At 47.5% G+C, this 18,851-nt stretch carries 18 protein-coding genes; 11 read left to right on the forward strand and 7 right to left on the reverse strand.

Translation table 11 applies throughout. The annotated features are described in order from the left end of the window. Nucleotides 1-144: 144 nt before the first annotated feature. Nucleotides 145-1,482, forward strand: a complete 1,338-nt coding sequence (locus tag DWZ03_RS06835; RefSeq protein ID WP_005826963.1) for an NADP-specific glutamate dehydrogenase — start codon at nucleotides 145-147, stop codon at nucleotides 1,480-1,482. Nucleotides 1,483-1,668: 186 nt separating this feature from the next. Then, nucleotides 1,669-2,883, forward strand: a complete 1,215-nt coding sequence (locus tag DWZ03_RS06840; protein ID WP_117748906.1) for a GTP-binding protein — start codon at nucleotides 1,669-1,671, stop codon at nucleotides 2,881-2,883. Nucleotides 2,884-2,978: 95 nt separating this feature from the next. On the opposite strand, the gene DWZ03_RS06845 is transcribed toward DWZ03_RS06840, so the two are convergent. The 5 genes from DWZ03_RS06845 to DWZ03_RS06865 form a co-directional block, all read right to left on the reverse strand. Further along, a complete protein-coding gene (locus tag DWZ03_RS06845; protein WP_117748905.1) occupies nucleotides 2,979-5,183 on the reverse strand; it encodes a beta-N-acetylglucosaminidase in 2,205 nt (734 codons plus the stop codon). A 120-nt stretch (nucleotides 5,184-5,303) separates the two neighbouring features. Then, nucleotides 5,304-5,882, reverse strand: coding sequence for a nicotinate (nicotinamide) nucleotide adenylyltransferase (nadD, locus tag DWZ03_RS06850; protein WP_005826971.1), 579 nt, complete (start codon nucleotides 5,880-5,882; stop codon nucleotides 5,304-5,306). Nucleotides 5,883-5,904: 22 nt separating this feature from the next. Then, nucleotides 5,905-6,141 (reverse strand): hypothetical protein, encoded by a 237-nt coding sequence (locus tag DWZ03_RS06855; RefSeq protein WP_005826972.1) that lies wholly within the window; start codon nucleotides 6,139-6,141, stop codon nucleotides 5,905-5,907. Further along, a complete protein-coding gene (gene gmk, locus DWZ03_RS06860) occupies nucleotides 6,138-6,701 on the reverse strand; it encodes a guanylate kinase (RefSeq protein ID WP_016272958.1) in 564 nt (187 codons plus the stop codon). The genes DWZ03_RS06855 and gmk overlap by 4 nt, the downstream gene beginning before the upstream one ends. Nucleotides 6,702-6,737: 36 nt before the next feature. After that, a complete protein-coding gene (locus tag DWZ03_RS06865; RefSeq protein ID WP_008665165.1) occupies nucleotides 6,738-7,622 on the reverse strand; it encodes a YicC/YloC family endoribonuclease in 885 nt (294 codons plus the stop codon). A gap of 91 nt (nucleotides 7,623-7,713) precedes the next feature. Here DWZ03_RS06865 and tsaB point away from each other — a divergent pair, with 91 nt between their 5' ends. The 7 genes from tsaB (at nucleotide 7,714) to rseP (ending at nucleotide 14,565) form a co-directional block, all read left to right on the forward strand. Beyond that, nucleotides 7,714-8,406: a tRNA (adenosine(37)-N6)-threonylcarbamoyltransferase complex dimerization subunit type 1 TsaB gene (gene tsaB, locus DWZ03_RS06870; RefSeq protein WP_117652716.1), complete on the forward strand. Its 693-nt coding sequence runs from the start codon at nucleotides 7,714-7,716 to the stop codon at nucleotides 8,404-8,406. A 121-nt stretch (nucleotides 8,407-8,527) separates the two neighbouring features. Continuing rightward, nucleotides 8,528-9,148: a DUF4290 domain-containing protein gene (locus DWZ03_RS06875; protein WP_005826977.1), complete on the forward strand. Its 621-nt coding sequence runs from the start codon at nucleotides 8,528-8,530 to the stop codon at nucleotides 9,146-9,148. A 91-nt stretch (nucleotides 9,149-9,239) separates the two neighbouring features. Next, nucleotides 9,240-10,547 (forward strand): UDP-N-acetylglucosamine 1-carboxyvinyltransferase, encoded by a 1,308-nt coding sequence (gene murA, locus DWZ03_RS06880; RefSeq protein ID WP_120129352.1) that lies wholly within the window; start codon nucleotides 9,240-9,242, stop codon nucleotides 10,545-10,547. A gap of 1 nt (nucleotide 10,548) precedes the next feature. After that, entirely contained in the window at nucleotides 10,549-11,085 is a 537-nt protein-coding gene (rimM, locus tag DWZ03_RS06885) for a ribosome maturation factor RimM (protein WP_005826980.1), read from the forward strand. Further along, a complete protein-coding gene (locus DWZ03_RS06890) occupies nucleotides 11,082-11,939 on the forward strand; it encodes a M23 family metallopeptidase (protein WP_005826982.1) in 858 nt (285 codons plus the stop codon). The genes rimM and DWZ03_RS06890 overlap by 4 nt, the downstream gene beginning before the upstream one ends. Before the next feature lie 36 nt (nucleotides 11,940-11,975). Next, a complete protein-coding gene (locus DWZ03_RS06895) occupies nucleotides 11,976-13,121 on the forward strand; it encodes a 1-deoxy-D-xylulose-5-phosphate reductoisomerase (RefSeq protein ID WP_120129355.1) in 1,146 nt (381 codons plus the stop codon). A 112-nt stretch (nucleotides 13,122-13,233) separates the two neighbouring features. Next, nucleotides 13,234-14,565 (forward strand): RIP metalloprotease RseP, encoded by a 1,332-nt coding sequence (rseP, locus tag DWZ03_RS06900; RefSeq protein WP_005826988.1) that lies wholly within the window; start codon nucleotides 13,234-13,236, stop codon nucleotides 14,563-14,565. Between the two features lie 131 nt (nucleotides 14,566-14,696). On the opposite strand, the gene DWZ03_RS06905 is transcribed toward rseP, so the two are convergent. Continuing rightward, entirely contained in the window at nucleotides 14,697-15,596 is a 900-nt protein-coding gene (locus DWZ03_RS06905) for a diaminopimelate dehydrogenase (RefSeq protein WP_057087235.1), read from the reverse strand. Between the two features lie 196 nt (nucleotides 15,597-15,792). Here DWZ03_RS06905 and ruvA point away from each other — a divergent pair, with 196 nt between their 5' ends. Continuing rightward, a complete protein-coding gene (gene ruvA / locus DWZ03_RS06915) occupies nucleotides 15,793-16,395 on the forward strand; it encodes a Holliday junction branch migration protein RuvA (protein ID WP_120129358.1) in 603 nt (200 codons plus the stop codon). A 19-nt stretch (nucleotides 16,396-16,414) separates the two neighbouring features. Continuing rightward, nucleotides 16,415-17,407, forward strand: a complete 993-nt coding sequence (locus DWZ03_RS06920) for a DUF3843 family protein (protein ID WP_120129360.1) — start codon at nucleotides 16,415-16,417, stop codon at nucleotides 17,405-17,407. A gap of 195 nt (nucleotides 17,408-17,602) precedes the next feature. Here the strand turns inward: DWZ03_RS06920 and DWZ03_RS06925 are convergent, their stop codons facing one another. Then, nucleotides 17,603-18,766, reverse strand: a complete 1,164-nt coding sequence (locus DWZ03_RS06925; RefSeq protein WP_005827001.1) for a M24 family metallopeptidase — start codon at nucleotides 18,764-18,766, stop codon at nucleotides 17,603-17,605. Nucleotides 18,767-18,851: the final 85 nt, after the last annotated feature.

An 18,851-nucleotide genomic window follows, 5' to 3' on the forward strand; every position in this document is an offset into this window, starting at 1 on the left:
TTTATACCGCATTTTCTTTATAAAATGTTTGCTCGTTTCATTTTTATGTGTACTTTTGCAACCGCAATGAGAGGAAAAGGAAACAAACCGAAAATCGAATTGTTTTAGGTAATATATAGTAGCAACCAATAAAAGAAATAGATTATGAATGCAGCTAAGGTATTAGAAGACCTGAAAAGACGGTTCCCCAACGAACCGGAGTATCATCAAGCAGTAGAAGAAGTTCTTTCTACGATTGAAGAAGAGTATAACAAGCATCCGGAGTTTGACAAAGCCAATCTGATTGAACGTCTTTGCATCCCCGATCGCGTTTACCAATTCCGTGTTACTTGGGTAGACGATAAAGGTAACGTACAAACCAACATGGGCTATCGTGTGCAGCACAACAACGCTATCGGCCCTTATAAAGGCGGTGTTCGTTTCCACGCTTCTGTAAACCTGAGCATCCTGAAATTCCTTGCTTTCGAGCAGACATTTAAAAACTCATTGACAACTCTGCCTATGGGTGGCGGTAAAGGCGGTTCGGACTTCTCTCCGCGCGGCAAGTCAAATGCTGAGGTCATGCGTTTTGTTCAGGCTTTCATGCTGGAGTTATGGCGTCATATCGGCCCTGAAACAGACGTACCTGCTGGTGATATCGGTGTAGGTGGTCGCGAAGTAGGTTTCATGTTCGGTATGTATAAGAAGCTGGCTCATGAATTTACGGGTACTTTCACCGGTAAGGGCCGTGAGTTCGGCGGTTCGCTGATTCGTCCGGAAGCTACCGGCTACGGTAACATCTACTTCCTGATGGAAATGTTAAAGACTAAGGGTACTGACTTGAAAGGCAAAACTTGTCTGATTTCCGGTTCCGGTAACGTAGCTCAATATACGGCCGAGAAAGTATTGGAATTGGGTGGTAAGGTATTGACCATGTCTGATTCTGACGGTTATGTATACGATCCGGACGGCATTGACCGCGAAAAGTTGGATTACATCATGGAGCTGAAAAACCTCTATCGTGGACGTATCCGCGAATATGCTGAACAATATCCGGGTGTGAAATATGTGGAAGGTGCACGTCCTTGGGGTGAAAAAGCAGACATCGCCTTGCCTTCTGCAACTCAAAATGAAATAAACGGAGATGATGCAAAAAAACTAATTGCTAATGGTGTCATGGCTGTGTCCGAAGGTGCAAACATGCCTTCTACCCCTGAAGCAATCCGCGTATTCCAAGATGCAAAGATTCTGTATGCTCCAGGTAAGGCAGCCAACGCCGGCGGTGTATCAGTATCCGGTCTTGAAATGACTCAGAATTCCATCAAATTGAGCTGGAGTGCAGAAGAGGTAGACGAGAAACTGAAGAGTATCATGAAGAATATTCACGAAGCTTGCGTACAATACGGCACAGAAGCCGACGGTTATGTAAACTACGTGAAGGGTGCCAATGTGGCCGGATTTATGAAGGTAGCGAAGGCTATGATGGCACAAGGGATTCTGTAAGAATAAAAGCCATAGTACAACTACAACAGAAGAAAGGTGAGGGGCTCAAAGCTTTTCACCTTTTTTCTGTTTAATAATATAGAAGAAACAAAATTTTGTTTTTTTCAATCCATTATCACATAAATCAGATAACTTTGCGGAAGTTAATAAAAGAAGACCATTATCATTGAAGCAAACCAAACGATTATGAATACAATAGAAATCCCCGTACTGCTGTTGACCGGTTATCTGGGTAGTGGCAAAACGACGTTGGTAAATCACATCCTTTCTAATAAACGTGGCATTAAGTTTGCCGTTATCGTCAATGACATAGGCGAAGTGAACATTGATGCAGACCTTATACAGAAAGGTGGCGTGGTGGGAAAGAAAGACGACAGCCTGGTAGCTCTGCAGAATGGCTGTATCTGCTGTACGCTGAAGACAGACTTGATAGAGCAGATGTTCGAAATCATGAAGATGCAACGCTTCGACTACATCGTGATTGAAGCGAGTGGCATCTGTGAACCGGAGCCTATTGCCCAAACACTCTGCTCCATTCCTCATATGGGAGGAGCGTATACTAAATACGGTATTTGCCGCTTAGACTGCATTACCACCGTGGTGGACGCCTTACGTCTGCAAAGTGAATTTTCTTGCGGAGATGATTTGACACGCAAAGGCATTGATGAGGAAGATATAGAAAACCTCATCATTCAGCAGATTGAGTTCTGCAATATTATCCTGCTGAACAAAGCAGCAGAAGTACAGCCCGAGGAATTAAAACGTATCAGGCAGATTATCCACACCTTGCAACCCGGTGCCCAAATTATAGAGTGCAACTATGCAGATGTAGACCTGAATAAGATTATCCATACCCACCTCTTTAACTTTGAACGTGCCGCAACTTCCGCCGGATGGATTCGTGGCATAGAGCAACAAGTAAGCGAAGAGGAGGAAAAAGAGGCGCATTACCATCACGAAGATGAACATCATCATGAAAGCGAACATCATCACGAGAAATGTCATCACCACCATCACGAAGGAGGTGAAGTAGAAGAATACGGTATTGGCACATTTGTCTACTACCGCCGTCCTGCATTCGACATTCATAAGTTCGACCACTATGTCGCTACCAAATGGCCCCGCAGCGTTATCCGCGCCAAGGGTGTCTGCTACTTCAGCCACAACCGCGACATGTCCTTCCTCTTTGAACAAGCAGGTATACAGAAGAAAATAACTGAAGCCGGACAATGGTATGCCACCGCCCCCGAAGAAGACATGATAGAACTGATGCGCCAAGAACCGGGATTGCTAAGAGACTGGGACGAGCAATACGGCGACCGCATGCTGAAGATAGTATTCATCGGACAAAATATGGATAAAGAGCAAATCATCCGCGACTTGGACAAATGCCTTGAATAACTTCCTAAAAAAGTGCTCCCCGTCATTCCGATCTTAAGAACAACGGGGAGCATCGTCCCAGGCGCGTAACTCTATTTTAAGAATCAGGAACCATATCAATTCTCCGTAAAACGGAACATTTTGAAATACACCTTCTGCTCTGTGTCGGATACATTCACCAGCCTCATCTTCGCAACGCTCAAATCCTTGAGAGATGCCTTCACCTGCGTTCTGTATCCCGGCTTCAAATCCACCGCCTGCCAGTTTGTGCCATCCGAAGTTACTTCCAGTTTAAACTTCGAATCAGCAACCTCCGCATCTCCCAAATCGATAAGCACCGAACTCAACTGGCGGGCATAATCCATCGAAATGGTCAGCACACCGCCTGCCTGCCAGTTGATGACTTCATTGGACGGAATAATTGTATTCACCTTTCCCTTCTGCTGAATAGGAAGCGAAGCCAACTGATTCACGTCGCTCTTCAACGTGTAGGGAGAATAAACAGCCTTTGTATCAAGCCCGGCATGGAACGCTGCATTATAGCCCGTTGTCGCCGCTTCGAACAAAGCATTGAAAGTAGGCATCAGATGCAGGCTGCCGCTCTTTATGCCCGCTTTATATTGGGCATCCGTCTCACCCATCAGCACCAGCAGGGCGCGGGCGTGTTCGTAGCTACCTATAAATGCATCCTTCTGCTGGCGCAGGCGTATCATGTTCAGCACCTCCGCACCATACTCTCCCACTTGTTTGAACTGAATGAGCCAAGGCCTTATTTCAGTTATCAACGGACGATTCTCATTTCCCGACGCAAGCAATCCATCAGCGGCAACGATTATCTTCCGGCATTCCTCAGCTACCTGCCGATAGGCATCTTCATCTATCTCGTTTTTCTCTTGATAGGCTTTCAACAAGGCAGAGAGAGCAGGCTGAATGGCAACGGACTCTTCACGACGGAAGCGATGTCCATTCTGTCCCGGGTCGGAATTATGAGCAGCGAAGATTTCCAAATATTCGGCATGAAGTGGCATAAGGTCTCTGACTGCATGTTTCCAAGAAGTTTCACTATCATAATTCTCCATATTCCAAGTATAATCAGCTACACTGTACAGAGAGATTTTGGAAGCCTCGGCATGTTCCATCGGATTGGAAACAAAAGCAGACATATCATCTTTTATATCAAGCCCGTTTCCATAAACCGGCCCTAGCAGCAAATGGTCTTGTACATAATCCGAAACGGGGAAATTCCACCAAATGTACGCCTTACGTTTCAGCAGCGGATTGACGAAGTCCAGCGTAGACTTATCTATAGTAGCAACTACCATATCACCGGTCCACATCACCTTGATACCCTCGTTCAACTTATCACCAAGCGTAGTGAGATAGCCTCCCTCCACATCGGTCCATGACTTGTTGTACTCTGTGGGACACAATATCAATGGTGCAACATCCCGCTTGACTTTTACAAAATGGTCGTCAATATAGTTCAACAGTTCAGCCTGCTTGTCCGCCTTTGTCCCCTCACCCGAAATATCATCAAAGAAAACGGCAAAACCACGCACACCCAACTGGTACATGCTTTCGAACTTCTGCAACAATAACGAGCGGTCTTCTTCATTCCAGCGAATATCCTGACCCGGATGAATGGCCCAATAGAAAATAACATTGTTCTCCTTCGCCCTATTCACCAATACTTTCAACTTTTCTCCTTCTCGAGCAGGATAAGGCTTGCGCCAGTTGGGAGTCCGGTGATAAGGATCGTCTTTTGGTCCATAGATATAGACATTCATTTTGTTCCGACCATAAAAATCAAGCTGGCGTATACGCGCCTCCTGACTCCAGGGAGCACCGTAAAAACCTTCTACCACACCCCGATAGGGAACATCAGGATAGTCCGTCACTTCAGCCAAAGGCAGCTTGTCTAAAGCAAGCAACTGCGCAAGAGTCTGTACACCATAGTACGCTCCCCGTTCGTCAGCACCGGCTATGACGATGCAGTCTTTTTCTATTTTCAGGAAATAACCTTCGGATTTGCGTGGAATCCGATGTTGGTATTTCTTAATAATCTTATCTCCTTTCACTCCTATATATACACGGAAAGAAGCGCCAAGCACCTCTTCCGGCATCAATGAACGGAGTAAAGGCAACGCAGGTCCGTCCTGCACGGAATTGTCGGAAAGGATCTGGTATTGTCGGGGAATATCAACAGAATCTTTTTGCGTAATATATTCTTGGGGAGTAGGTTGCAAATGAAACTCTTGCGCACAAAGCGTCGCTGTCGTCAGCATACCGAATGCTCCCAGTAACAGTAGTTCTTTTCTCATAAGCGGATTATTAAATTAAGGAATATCTATGTATTAAGAAAACTCTTCCATGCATTCAAGGTTGATACGTTCAAAAATAAGAAATAAATATGAAAACACGTACAAATACAGACATTTATTTCAGTTTAAAGATTCATTCTGCATCCGTTTGAGTTCATCGCACACAGCCGGATGCAGGAAGTAGCGTACGTCTTTTCCCTCCTCTATGGCCCGACGGATAAAAGTGGAGCTGATTTCGAATACCGGAGAAGAAACTGTCCGCACATTCTGCGGTAAAAAGGTGGCCTCTACCGGATAGCCGGGACGGGGATAAACCAGAAGATGATTTTCGGCAATAATGCGTTCCGACTCGTACCAACGGTGGAACAGCCTCCAGTTGTCCGAACCAATGACAAGATGGAAAGTGTGTTGGGGATAAGTCCGTTTCAGTGCGTCCAACGTATGAACAGTATAAGAAGGCCGAGGCAGATGGAATTCAAAATCGGAAGCGCGAAACTTGGGATAACCCTCAGTGGCTAGCTGCACCAGCTTCAAACGTAACTTGTCATCCATCAGTTCGTTTTCTTCCTTCAGCGGATTGTGGGGGGTGACCATAAACCACACTTCGTCCAGGTCCCCGTATTCGCAAAGATAGTTGGCGAGGGCCAAATGTCCGATGTGTATCGGGTTGAACGAGCCGCTGAAGATTCCTATATTCATTTATTCTTATTCATATACAACCTTACAAAGGACGTCTTTGCAACGCACGCCAGGCAGCCCAAGCATTGAAAATCGTCACTACAGAGATAAGAAACATTGAAATACTGGAACGAGGCTCGCCATGATGTATATACAATACACCCACAACAAGGGAGCAGACGAACAGAACGCTATTAATAATTAGCAATGCCTTGTTCAGCTTCGGGCTATTCTTCCTCCTCGGTGCCAACTGGTTGTACACTCCTCCACGTTGTTTCATTCGTTCAAGAATTGAGAGATTACTTTCAATGCTTCCGCTTTGGCTGTCTCCAGGTCATCGTTCACAATCACGGTATCGAACTTCGGTGCAAAGCCCAGTTCGTATTCGGCTTTCGCCACGCGGTTCTCTATCACTTCGGGAGCATCTGTTCCGCGCCCCACCAAGCGTTTGCGCAATTCCTCCACTGAAGGTGGCTGAATGAAAACAGACAAAGCACGCTCACCATAGAATTTCTTGATATTGCAACCACCCACTACATCCACATCGAACACTACATTCTGTCCGGCAGCCAATTGCTTTTCCACCTGCTCCTTCAGTGTTCCGTAAAAACGGTCCTGATATACCTCTTCATACTCCAGGAATTCATCATTGGCTATGCGACGACGGAACTCGTCAGGAGTCAGAAAGAAATACTCCACTCCATCTTTCTCCGTTCCGCGGGGCGGGCGGCTGGTCGCTGAGATGGAAAATGCCAAGTTCAGATTTTGAGTCAGCAGATAGTTGATAATCGTTGACTTGCCGGAGCCCGAAGGGGCTGAAAATATGATAAGTTTTGCCATCGAATTATTTACGATTTGACGATTTACTATTTGATACTACATGACGTTCAATACTTGTTCCTTGATTTGCTCCAATTCATCTTTCATCTGAACGACAATCTTCTGCATCTCCGCATGATTGGACTTACTGCCCAAGGTATTGATTTCGCGTCCCATCTCCTGGGCGATGAACCCTAACTTCTTGCCTTGTCCGGTTCCGGTTTCCAGCGTATTGATAAAATATTTCAGATGATTGCCAAGACGCTGTTTCTCTTCGTTCACATCCAGCTTTTCGATGTAGTAGATGAGTTCCTGCTCCAGGCGGTTCTTGTCATAATCCACACTTAAGGTCTTTTCCAGTGCATCTGTAATACGTTCCTTCACTTTGGCTACACGCTCTTTCTCATAGGGAGCGATAGTCTCCAACAGATGGGAGATGTTGGAGATCTTCTCACGGAACTTCTTTTCAAGGGCAGCTCCTTCCTGCTTACGGAAGTCCACCAGCGCACCAACAGCCTTTTCCACAGCCGAATAAACCACAGCCCATTCCTCCTCACTCAGTTCCTGCGTATCATTCTTAGTCATCACATCCGGCATACGGAGTAACGTGGCAAACCAGTCCGTCGCATCCGGCACAGGTATTCCTAGATTTTCTGATATAGCACAAATCTGCTTGTAATATCCCTCCACCAATGTCTGGTTGATGGGAGTGACGCTTTCCGCACTCTCTTTCTTTTCTATCCAAAGGCTGAAATCCACCTTTCCGCGCTCCAGTTTCCGTGATATTTCATTACGGATTTCCATCTCCTTCTCACGATAAAGCGGAGCAATGCGGGCAGATAGGTCCATTGCCTTACTATTGAGCGACTTTATTTCAACGTTGATTTTCTTATCAGGCAGTTCGACGGTTGCTTTGCCGTAGCCTGTCATGGATTGTATCATAATGTTATAGTTTTGCGCAAAATTACACGATTATTTTAATTAGTGAAAATAATCACGTAAATTTGCCACAATAAAATCAAGAATAAAAGTTATGTCATGTATCTTGCATATTGAAACGTCCACTTCTGCCTGCTCCGTAGCCGTGAGCGAGGATGGACAGAACGTTTTCAAGAAAGAGGACCTGAATGGCCCTTCACACGCCGTTTCATTGGGAGTCTTTGTGGACGAGGCGCTATCCTTTGCCGATAGCCATGCCATGCCGTTGGATGCAGTCGCCGTGAGCTGCGGCCCTGGTTCGTATACCGGGTTGCGTATCGGCGTGTCGATGGCAAAAGGTGTCTGCTATGGACGTAACCTGCCACTTATCGGGCTGGAAACCCTGAAAGTCCAGTGTGTACCGGTATTGCTCTACCACGATGAGTTGCCCAACGACGCATTACTCTGCCCGATGATTGACGCCCGCCGCATGGAAGTCTATGCTGCCATCTACGACCGTGCCTTGAAATCGGTGCGCGACATTGCAGCCGATATTGTGGACGAAAACTCCTACCTGGAATTTTTAGAGCAACATCCCGTCTATTTCTTCGGTGACGGTGCAGCCAAATGCAAAGAGAAAATCACGCATCCCAATGCACACTTCATCGACGGCATCCGCCCGCTTGCCGGCATGATGTTCCCGTTGGCAGAAAAGGCAATAGCCGAACAAGATTTCAAGGATGTGGCCTATTTCGAACCCTTCTATTTGAAGGAATTCGTAGCCGGCACGCCAAAGAAACTTATTTAGGGTTTAGCGATTAGGGATTAGGGATGAATACCATGCGGTATCACTACGTAGCCCATTAATCACTAACCACTAATCGCTAAACCCTAATCACTAATCGTTGAACATTAATCACTAATTAAAGATGCAATATAACACTCAACAAAAACGGATGCCCCTACCCGAATATGGTCGCAGCATCCAGAATATGGTAGACCACGCGCTGACAATCGAAGACCGTGCAGAACGCCAGCGTTGCGCAAACACAATCATCAACATCATGGGAAACATGTTTCCCCATCTGCGCGATGTGCCCGACTTCAAACATAAGCTATGGGACCACCTTGCCATCATGGCCAACTTCCAATTGGATATAGATTATCCGTACGAAATTATCCGCAAGGACAATCTGAATACCAAGCCGGAGAGCATCCCCTACCCCAGTACCAAAATCCGCTACCGCCACTATGGCCGTACACTGGAAGTACTGATAAAGAAAGCCATCGAATTTCCGGAAGGAGAAGAGAAGCAGAACTTGATAGCGCTCATTTGTAACCACATGAAGAAAGACTACATGGCATGGAACAAAGATACCGTCGATGACCGTAAGATTTCAGATGACCTCACCGAACTCTCTGACGGAAAACTGCAAATGACAGACAGTATCGTCCGTCTCATGGCCGAACGTATTGACCAGAACTACCGTCCGAAAGTGAACAACCAGAATAACCGGAACAACAACCGGAACAATAAACGGAAATACTAAAATTGAATGATTAGTGGTTAGTGATTAATGCCATGCGGCATCACCATGCAGACCACTAATCACTAATCACCAACCCCTAATCACTAATTTCATGGCATCATTTGTAATCGAAGGAGGACACAGACTTTCCGGTGACATTTACCCCCAAGGAGCAAAAAACGAGGTGTTGCAAATTATCTGCGCCACATTGCTCACTGCCGAAGAGGTGACTGTGCACAATATCCCGGACATACTGGACGTCAACAACCTTATCCAATTGATGCGGGATATGGGAGTCAGCGTATCTAAAAAAGGCATTGACACTTACAGTTTTCAAGCTGCCGACATTGATTTCGCCTATCTGGAAAGTGACGCGTTCCTGAAAAAATGTTCCAGCCTGCGCGGTTCCGTCATGCTGGTGGGGCCGATGGTGGCACGTTTCGGCAAGGCCATGATTTCCAAGCCGGGCGGAGACAAGATAGGACGCCGCCGTCTGGATACACACTTTATCGGTATCCAGAATTTAGGAGCCGACTTTGTCTATAATGAGGAGCGTGGCATCTACGAAATCTCAGCCAAACAACTGCATGGCAGTTATATGCTACTCGACGAGGCATCTGTTACGGGAACTGCCAATATCGTAATGGCAGCCGTCCTTGCCAAAGGCAAGACCACCATCTACAACGCCGCCTGCGAACCCTACGTGCAGCAACTTTGCAGAATGCTGAACCGGATGGGAGCTAAGATAGAAGGCATCGCCTCCAACCTCCTGACTATCGAAGGAGTAGACGAGCTGCACGGAACCGATCATACCATCCTCCCCGACATGATTGAAGTGGGCAGTTTCATTGGCATGGCAGCCATGACCCGTAGCGAACTGACCATCAAGAATGTCTCCTACGAGAACTTGGGAATTATCCCCGACAGTTTCCGTCGACTCGGCATCAAGATGGAGCAGTGGGAAGACGACATTTACGTGCCCGCACAAGAGACGTACCAGATAGAGTCCTTTATCGACGGCTCCATCATGACCATTGCCGACGCACCCTGGCCCGGACTGACACCAGACTTGCTCAGTGTGCTGCTGGTGGTTGCCACCCAGGCAAAAGGCAGTGTACTCATTCATCAGAAAATGTTCGAAAGCCGTTTGTTCTTTGTGGACAAGCTGATAGATATGGGAGCGCAAATTATCCTCTGCGACCCGCACCGCGCCGTTGTCATCGGTCACGACCACGGCTTTAAACTACGTGGCGGCAACATGACCTCGCCCGATATCCGTGCGGGCATCGCCCTGCTGATAGCTGCCATGAGTGCGGACGGCATCAGCCGCATCCACAACATAGAGCAGATAGACCGTGGCTATCAGAACATCGAAGGGCGACTGAATGCGCTCGGAGCAAGAATAACAAGAATAGAATAAGATGATAAAGAGAGAAGAAGTATATAAGATAGGTATATTCAACAAGCCCCACGGCATTCACGGAGAACTATCGTTCACTTTTACGGATGACATCTTCGACCGGGTGGAAGCCGAATACCTAATCTGCCTGCTGGACGGTATACTGGTGCCTTTCTTCTTGGAAGAATACCGTTTCCGCTCCGACACCACCGCCCTTGTCAAACTGGAAGGCGTGGACACGGCAGAACGCGCCCGCATGTTCACTAATATTGAGGTCTACTTCCCCGTAAAGCATGCAGAAGAGGCAGGACCAGGTGAACTGAGTTGGGACTTCTTCGTCGGTTTTCGTATGGAGGAAGTACATCACGGCACGCTGGGAGAAGTGACGGACGTGGACACATCGACCATCAACACACTGTTTGTGGTAGATTATCAGGGAGAAGAACTGCTGGTGCCGGCACAAGAAGAGTTTATCATAGACATTGACCAGAAGCACAAGGTCATCACCGTAGACCTGCCGGAAGGTTTGATAGCTTTGGACGAAACAGAAGAGGTATGAAAAAGAAACGAAGAAAAGCATTTTGGAGTAACATCAAGTTCAAGTACAGACTGACGATTACGAACGAAAATACCCTTGAGGATATCATCACGTTGCGCGTATCCAAGCTGAACGGACTGTCCGTATTACTCTCCGTGTTGTTCGTATTGTTTCTCATCGCCTCCTTGATTGTAGCCTTCACCCCGCTGCGCAACTACCTGCCCGGATATATGAACAGTGAAATCCGCGCCCAGGTAGTGGAGAATGCCTTACGCGTAGATTCCCTCCAGCAACTGGTGAACAGACAGAACCTCTATATCATGAATATCCAGGACATCTTCCAGGGCAAGATAAAGGCAGATACCATACATTCCATCGACTCGTTGACCCACCTGCGCGAAGATTCGCTCATGGAACGTACACAACGGGAAGCCGAATTCCGCAAACAGTACGAGGAGACAGAAAAGTACAACCTGACGAGCATCACCGCTCGCCCCGAAATAGACGGACTGATTTTCTACCGCCCCACACGCGGCATGATTTCATCTCCCTTCAATGCCGAAACAAAACACTTCGGCACGGACATTGCCGCCAATCCGGGCGAAAGCGTATTGGCCACCTTAGACGGTACCGTCATACTGAGTACCTACACTGCCGAGACGGGTTATCTGATAGAAATACAGCACAACCAGGACTTCGTGTCAGTCTACAAGCATTGCGGCTCTCTGCTGAAACGGGAAGGCGATGCGGTGAAAGGGGGTGAAGCCATCGCACTGGTAGGAAACACCGGCGAGCTGTCCACCGGTCCCCACCTTCACTTCGAGCTGTGGCATAAGGGCAGGGCCGTAAATCCCGAGCTTTACATCGTATTTTAGTCTCCAAATAGTAAATTGTAAATAGCATAATAGTAAATGAAACAGATTGCCATACTCGGTTCTACCGGTTCCATCGGTACACAAGCGTTGCAGGTCATCGAAGAACATCCCGACCAGTACGAAGCATACGTATTGACCGCCAATAACCGCGTAGAGGAACTCATAGCCCAGGCACGCAGATTCAAGCCTGAGGCAGTGGTAATAGCCAACGAATCGAAATACACGCAACTGAAAGAAGCGCTTGCCGACCTACCTATCAAGGTATATGCCGGCGCAGATGCCCTCTGCCAGATTGTGACCGAAAATCCCATTGATATGGTATTGACCGCCATGGTGGGATATGCAGGACTGAAGCCCACCATGAATGCCATCCGAGCCCGTAAGCCGATAGCCCTTGCCAACAAAGAGACGCTGGTGGTGGCGGGAGAGCTCATCAATGACCTGGCACGCTTCAGCGGTGTCCCCATCCTACCCGTCGACTCCGAGCACTCCGCCGTTTTCCAGTGCCTGGCCGGTGAGATAGGCAACCAAATAGAAAAAGTGATACTGACTGCCTCCGGAGGTCCGTTCCGCACCTGCACCATGGAGCAACTGGCAACCGTCACCAAAGCGCAAGCACTGAAACACCCCAATTGGGACATGGGCGCCAAAATCACGATAGACTCTGCTTCCATGATGAACAAAGGGTTCGAGGTAATCGAAGCCAAATGGCTGTTCGGTGTACGTCCCGACCAGATAGAAGTCGTGGTACACCCGCAATCCGTCATCCACTCCATGGTACAGTTTGAGGACGGTGCCGTGAAAGCACAACTGGGAATGCCGGACATGCGCCTGCCCATCCAATATGCCTTCTCCTATCCCGACCGGTTGAAAGACTCTTTCCCGCGCCTGGACTTCAAGCTGTGCACGGAACTGACGTTCGAGCAACCGGACACCACCCGTTTCCGTAACCTCGCCCTGGCCTACGAAGCGCTACATCGTGCAGGCAATATGCCTTGCATTGTCAATGCCGCCAATGAAGTGGTGGTAGCTGCCTTCCTGCAGGACAAAATTTCGTTCCTTGGCATGAGTGAAGTAATAGAAAAGACCATGTCGCGCGTATCCTACTTACAGAAGCCCACCTATGAAGACTATGTGGCTACGGATGCCGAAGCCCGACGGATAGCAGAAGAGCTGATTTGATAGATACACCGGAATGAAAAGAATTATAAAAAACATCTACTCATTTGATACGTTAAATAAGAAAACGTACCTTTGCGAAAATTATAAAAATCGTAAAACAGCAAATAATTAGATGGAAACATTCTTGATTCGTGCCCTGCAACTCATTATGAGCCTCTCGTTGCTCGTTATTGTTCATGAGGGGGGGCACTTCCTTTTTGCGCGTCTGTTCAAGACGCGGGTAGAAAAGTTCTGCTTATTCTTTGACCCTTGGTTCACATTATTCAAGTTCAAGCCCAAACACAGTGACACGGAATATGGTATCGGGTGGCTACCCTTAGGTGGTTATGTAAAAATAGCAGGTATGATAGACGAATCTATGGATACCGAACAGATGAAGCAACCCATGCAGCCATGGGAGTTCCGTGCCAAGCCAGCATGGCAGCGCCTGCTAATTATGGTAGGCGGTGTATTGTTCAACTTCCTGCTCGCATTGTTCATCTATTCCATGATACTCTTTACTTGGGGCGACGAATATATACCAGTACAAAAAGCCCCATTGGGTATGGATTTTAACGAAACAGCCAAAGCCATAGGCTTCCGCGACGGCGATATCCTAATATCTGCCGACGGGGTACCATTCGAACGCTATGACGGCGACCTGCTGACCAGTATTGTCGATGCCCGCCAGGTAAGCGTATTGCGTGACGGGGAAGCTGCTTCAGTCTACATCCCCGAAGACATGATGAACCGCTTGCTGGCAGACAGCGTGCGTTTCGCCAGTTTCCGTTTCCCTTATGTAGTCGACAGCCTGATTGTAGGATACCCTGCCGCTTCCGCCGGTCTGCAAGTAGGTGACAGCATCACCCACTTGGATGGAAAGTCAATAGCCTACTACGACTTCAAAGAAGAGATGCTGAAGCGCAAGAAAGCCAATGCATCCCATGAGGTAACCTTGACATACGTCCGTAACGGTGTGACAGACACCTTGAGCATGATGACCAATGCCGACTATGAAATAGGCGTGGCAGCACGTACGGCAACCGACAAGCTGCTGCCCGTTGTCCGTAAGGAATACAGTTTCCTTTCCTCTTTCCCTGCCGGCGTATCTTTGGGGGTAAAGACTCTGAAAGGCTACGTAGGCCAGATGAAATATCTTTTCTCCAAGGAAGGAGCCAAGCAACTCGGAGGTTTCGGAACCATCGGCAGTATTTTCCCCGCCACGTGGGACTGGCACCAGTTCTGGTACATGACGGCATTCCTCTCCATCATCCTTGCCTTTATGAATATTCTGCCCATCCCTGCACTGGACGGTGGACACGTGTTATTCCTCATTTACGAAATCATTGCACGCCGCAAGCCCAGCGACAAGTTTATGGAACGTGCGCAGATGGTGGGCATGTTCCTCTTGTTCGGTTTGCTGATTTGGGCAAACTTCAATGATATACTGAGGTATTTCTTTTAAAGAACAAGACATAAAAAACGCATCATCCATTCGCGGTAGAACGGATGATGCGTTTGCATCAAACAGATGATGTATTCGGGGCAAGCAGACGATGCGTTTGAACCAAACACATCATCTGTTTTTTCTGTGTCTTATACCAAATGGCCGATCCACTCTTCGCGGTCGCCCGGAAGCAGGTCTATTACCGGAACTTCAACCATTGTATAGCAACCAGGCTGCTGACGCATAGCGGCACGCGCCACACATACCAGCACTTGTGCCGTGAGGGCAGGATTGTTGATACGCATGTTGAACTCAAATAGCTGGTTCTGCGTCTTGCCAGACACACCTTTACGGGTCAGGTTTACCCCATGACCCATATCGAGCAGTGCATCCACGCTCGGAACCAATTTTACATGTGTTTCGTCATTCACAAAGTACGGGTCGGCTTTGATGGCTGCAGTCACCTTGTCAAATTCGTAGCCATCCTTCAACTCGATGTACACCATACGACGGTGAATACCGGTTCCCGTGGGAATAGTCATGGAAAGGGCGGCTTTCACACCTTCGATGGCCTTTACAGCCACCGTATGTCCCATGCTCATGCCCGGACCAAAATTAGTATAGGTAATGCCCTTCGGAGCAATGGCTTCCAGCATGGTGCGGACAATGGAGTCACTACCCGGGTCCCAGCCGGCAGAAATGATGGATACCGTATTATGCTTTTTAGCCTCTGCATCCAGTGTGCGGCGCAAGGCAGTGATACCCGTATGGATATCGAAACTGTCCACAGTATGAATGCCTAAAGCAAGGATCTCCTTTGCATACTCTTCCACCTTGCGGGTAGGCGTACAAAGGATAGCAACATCCACGTCTTTCAGTTCCTTGATATTCTTCACAACGGGATATGCACCCAGTTCCGCAGGACAGTTTTCAGCTCCGGCACGGCGCACTACACCGGCAATTTCGAAATCGGGAGCTGCTTGCAGGGCTTCGAACACATAGTGCCCGATATTGCCATAGCCAACAATGGCTGCTCTTACTTTTTTCATTCTTTTTATGAGTTTATTTATCAGTTTTCTACTTTATCGGCGCAAAAGTAAGCATTTTAATTTATTATACCGGCAGAACTCACTGCTGTTTTACACAGTTTTTTCTTTTTTTAGTGAGTGAAAGTCCAATAATAATTCATACATTCGCAGATGATATGTGCGCAAGGTGCATTTTGGGCCAACAAGTAAAAGAATTATGATAGAATACATCAGAGGCGGAATTGCCGAACTAAGTCCGGCAACCGCAGTAATAGACTGTAACGGACTGGGATACGGTGTCAATATTTCATTGAACACGTATGCTGCCATCCAGGGTAAAAAAGAATGCAAATTATATGTATACGAAGCTATCCGTGAAGACGCCTATGTCCTCTACGGATTCGCCGACAAGCAGGAACGCGAACTATTCCTGCTGCTCATCTCCGTGTCAGGCATCGGCGGAAATACAGCCCGCATGATTCTCTCGGCACTCTCGCCATCCGAACTGATAAATGTCATCAGCACGGAAAACGCCACTCTACTGAAAACAGTCAAGGGTATCGGGCTGAAAACAGCCCAACGGATAATTGTGGATTTAAAAGACAAAATCAAGACCGGCAGCGTTGCCACCGGCAACGCAGGGACCATAGGTACACTGGTATCGGCAGCCAACGTACAAGTACAAGAAGAAGCCGTAGCCGCCCTTACCATGCTGGGCTTTGCACAAGCCCCCTCACAAAAAGTAGTGCTTGCCATTTTGAAGGAAGAACCAAGCGCACCGGTGGAACAAGTCATCAAATTGGCATTAAAAAGACTATAATATTTATCTAAAACAAATCATGACAACAATCAACATGCAATATTGGTTGGGGGCCAATGAACGCACCCGCGTACTGCCAACAGACAAATGGTACCTCGACTTCGCCACAAGCATCCTGCCCCTCGTCAAAGCCTCTCCTCTGTTCAACAAGGAAGAGCTGCGTACCCAAATTGACGCAGCCATCTCCCTCGGCATGTACTTTCAAGATACCATTGCCCAAAGCGGAGGCTGGAAACTTTTCTCCGAAGCCTTTCAGGGAGTATACGGAACTTACCTGCCGTTCTATCCACTGGGTGACGATTATACGCCCGATGAAATAAATCAGGAAGACATTGCATTCGTACTGTGGACATTGAAATCACAATTCAGTATTTTTGACAAGGAATACACCTTGTTCAGTCCTTATGACAAAGACCTGCTTGCATTAAGCCAAAGCGCCTATGAACTGATGGATGCACGTTTCGAAGAAGCTCCCATCAGCGAGGAAGAATCTTCCTTCCTTTGGGTAATGGGACTTGATTTACTGGATATGCCCATTACTCCGCTGCCGGAAGTCACTCCGGAAACCAAACTGAGCAAAGATGCCGCCCGCTGTCTGGAATACAGCCAGGGGAAACCGCTGCTATACTTCACCGATTACAAGGAGCTTTGCACTTTCTTTGTCGATGTCTTGGGATGGGAAAACAAACGGTCCGCATTATTGCCCGACCTGGAATACCAAAAAGAGTTCGTGATTTATGCCAACGCCAAAGGTATGCTCGTAGCCCACAACGTGGCCGCCTATTTCTGTGAAGAACATAACCCGATGTACGATGCCAAACGCGCTGCTGCAGAGGGTTACAAGATGTTCTGCCAACCCGGAGAGTGTCCGTTCGACCTGCTGAAATACGGAATGGCCAAAGGAATTCTACCCGATGTGGAACTTCCCTTCCTGAAAGGAAAAGAAACACTGCATCAATATTGGGACTTTATAGCCCGCTACTACTTATGTGAATATTATGAAGGCGAGTAACCATTCCGGCATAAAGCCCAAACGGAGCAACAAGGCCAAGCCAACCGGAAAACGGATTGGTAAATCCAAACCTTCGAAAGCGAATAATCAGCTTAACAGAAGGGTAAAATAATTGAAAATGGATAATGGAAAAATAAACAGTGCAGCGTATTTATTGAAACCGCATGGCAATTTTCCATTATCCATTATCAATTTTCAAAGTTCCACAATCTCTTCCTTACACAACGTCAGTTTCTCCACTCCTTCTGCTGTTACAACCCAAGAGTTTTCGATACCGACGGGACCAATGCCTGGCAAAACAATCTTCGGTTCCAAAGCAAAGACCATGCCCGGTTCCAGCTCCTGCTTCATGCGTGGAGCCAGCACCGGCATTTCATTGATTTCCAGTCCGATGCCATGACCGATAAACTTGGCTTTTTGAGTGGCTCCCATAAAGTTGTCGGCAAAGCCCGCTTTGGTGACAATATCGATAGCGAGATTGTAAAGGTCCTCACAAACAGCACCCGGTTTCGCTTTTTCTACAACAGCCTCTTGTATGTCCAGGCAAACCTGATGGGCAACATATGCCTTTTCCGGCAACTTTCCGATAGAGAATACACGGCTCATGTCTCCCATATAGCCATAGAAGTTACCCCCCATATCAACCATAAAGCTCTGGCCGGGTTGCAACAGTGCACCGTTCACACTGATAGGCAGTGACGGGTCAAGTCCTTCGCCTCCCAGAGCAAAATCATAGGGGGCAGGCGCAGTGGCATTGTCTCCTGCCAGCAGACTTCCCATAAAAATCTCCATACTTTGTCCGAAGGTACGGAAAATACCCAGACAACCTTCCAGACGCATCAGGCGCTCTATTTCGATGGATAATTGGCGGTCTGTCATTCCTGGTCTATAAACCGAGGGTATTTGTTCGTAAGCTTTAGCATGTGCAATGCCGGAACGACGGAACATCTCAATCTCTATTTCAGTCTTGACACTTCGGGCCTTCCGGATAAGTGCCGTACCACAAGGAAGCACCTCCGTTTCAGGGAAACACGCTGCCAAACGGTTATATTCCGTAAAAGACAACTCATCCCCCTCCAGCATCAACCTCGCAGGTATGGGCAAACCACATTCCTTTAGTAAGTCAGGCAGTTGTTCCGGTTTACGGATAGGATGAATATGTTCCCCTTCAATATTGTTGGGACGTTTGATGAATAAACGGGCGGGAGCATTCAACGGCAGATACAAGTAACCGCTGACGACACGTCCGTACGTATAGATTAAGTTTACATTACAAGCGATAAGAGCGGCATCAATCTCTTGTTGAGCCATGAGAGAGCGTATTTTATCACGTCTCAGTTTCAATTCAGGTAGTAACATCTCTTTGTAATTTATGGTTTCTCGGATACAAAGATACAACTTTTTTAATTGAGAATAAAAAAAGTACTGCCCCATACCTTCACAG

It is taken from the genome of Bacteroides sp. AF29-11 (genome assembly GCF_003602895.1).
GTDB lineage: Bacteria > Bacteroidota > Bacteroidia > Bacteroidales > Bacteroidaceae > Bacteroides > Bacteroides uniformis.

Excerpts from the sequence above, each read along its gene's own strand:
- ruvA (WP_120129358.1), top strand. The coding sequence starts at position 15,793 with ATGATAGAATACATCAGAGGCGGAATTGCCGAACTAAGTCCGGCAACC.
- DWZ03_RS06845 (WP_117748905.1), bottom strand. The coding sequence starts at position 5,183 with ATGAGAAAAGAACTACTGTTACTGGGAGCATTCGGTATGCTGACGACA.
- DWZ03_RS06840 (WP_117748906.1), top strand. The coding sequence starts at position 1,669 with ATGAATACAATAGAAATCCCCGTACTGCTGTTGACCGGTTATCTGGGT.
- murA (WP_120129352.1), top strand. The coding sequence starts at position 9,240 with ATGGCATCATTTGTAATCGAAGGAGGACACAGACTTTCCGGTGACATT.
- tsaB (WP_117652716.1), top strand. The coding sequence starts at position 7,714 with ATGTCATGTATCTTGCATATTGAAACGTCCACTTCTGCCTGCTCCGTA.
- DWZ03_RS06865 (WP_008665165.1), bottom strand. The coding sequence starts at position 7,622 with ATGATACAATCCATGACAGGCTACGGCAAAGCAACCGTCGAACTGCCT.
- DWZ03_RS06875 (WP_005826977.1), top strand. The coding sequence starts at position 8,528 with ATGCAATATAACACTCAACAAAAACGGATGCCCCTACCCGAATATGGT.
- DWZ03_RS06920 (WP_120129360.1), top strand. The coding sequence starts at position 16,415 with ATGACAACAATCAACATGCAATATTGGTTGGGGGCCAATGAACGCACC.
- DWZ03_RS06905 (WP_057087235.1), bottom strand. The coding sequence starts at position 15,596 with ATGAAAAAAGTAAGAGCAGCCATTGTTGGCTATGGCAATATCGGGCAC.
- DWZ03_RS06925 (WP_005827001.1), bottom strand. The coding sequence starts at position 18,766 with ATGTTACTACCTGAATTGAAACTGAGACGTGATAAAATACGCTCTCTC.
- DWZ03_RS06890 (WP_005826982.1), top strand. The coding sequence starts at position 11,082 with ATGAAAAAGAAACGAAGAAAAGCATTTTGGAGTAACATCAAGTTCAAG.
- DWZ03_RS06895 (WP_120129355.1), top strand. The coding sequence starts at position 11,976 with ATGAAACAGATTGCCATACTCGGTTCTACCGGTTCCATCGGTACACAA.
- rseP (WP_005826988.1), top strand. The coding sequence starts at position 13,234 with ATGGAAACATTCTTGATTCGTGCCCTGCAACTCATTATGAGCCTCTCG.
- DWZ03_RS06855 (WP_005826972.1), bottom strand. The coding sequence starts at position 6,141 with ATGAAACAACGTGGAGGAGTGTACAACCAGTTGGCACCGAGGAGGAAG.
- nadD (WP_005826971.1), bottom strand. The coding sequence starts at position 5,882 with ATGAATATAGGAATCTTCAGCGGCTCGTTCAACCCGATACACATCGGA.
- gmk (WP_016272958.1), bottom strand. The coding sequence starts at position 6,701 with ATGGCAAAACTTATCATATTTTCAGCCCCTTCGGGCTCCGGCAAGTCA.
- rimM (WP_005826980.1), top strand. The coding sequence starts at position 10,549 with ATGATAAAGAGAGAAGAAGTATATAAGATAGGTATATTCAACAAGCCC.
- DWZ03_RS06835 (WP_005826963.1), top strand. The coding sequence starts at position 145 with ATGAATGCAGCTAAGGTATTAGAAGACCTGAAAAGACGGTTCCCCAAC.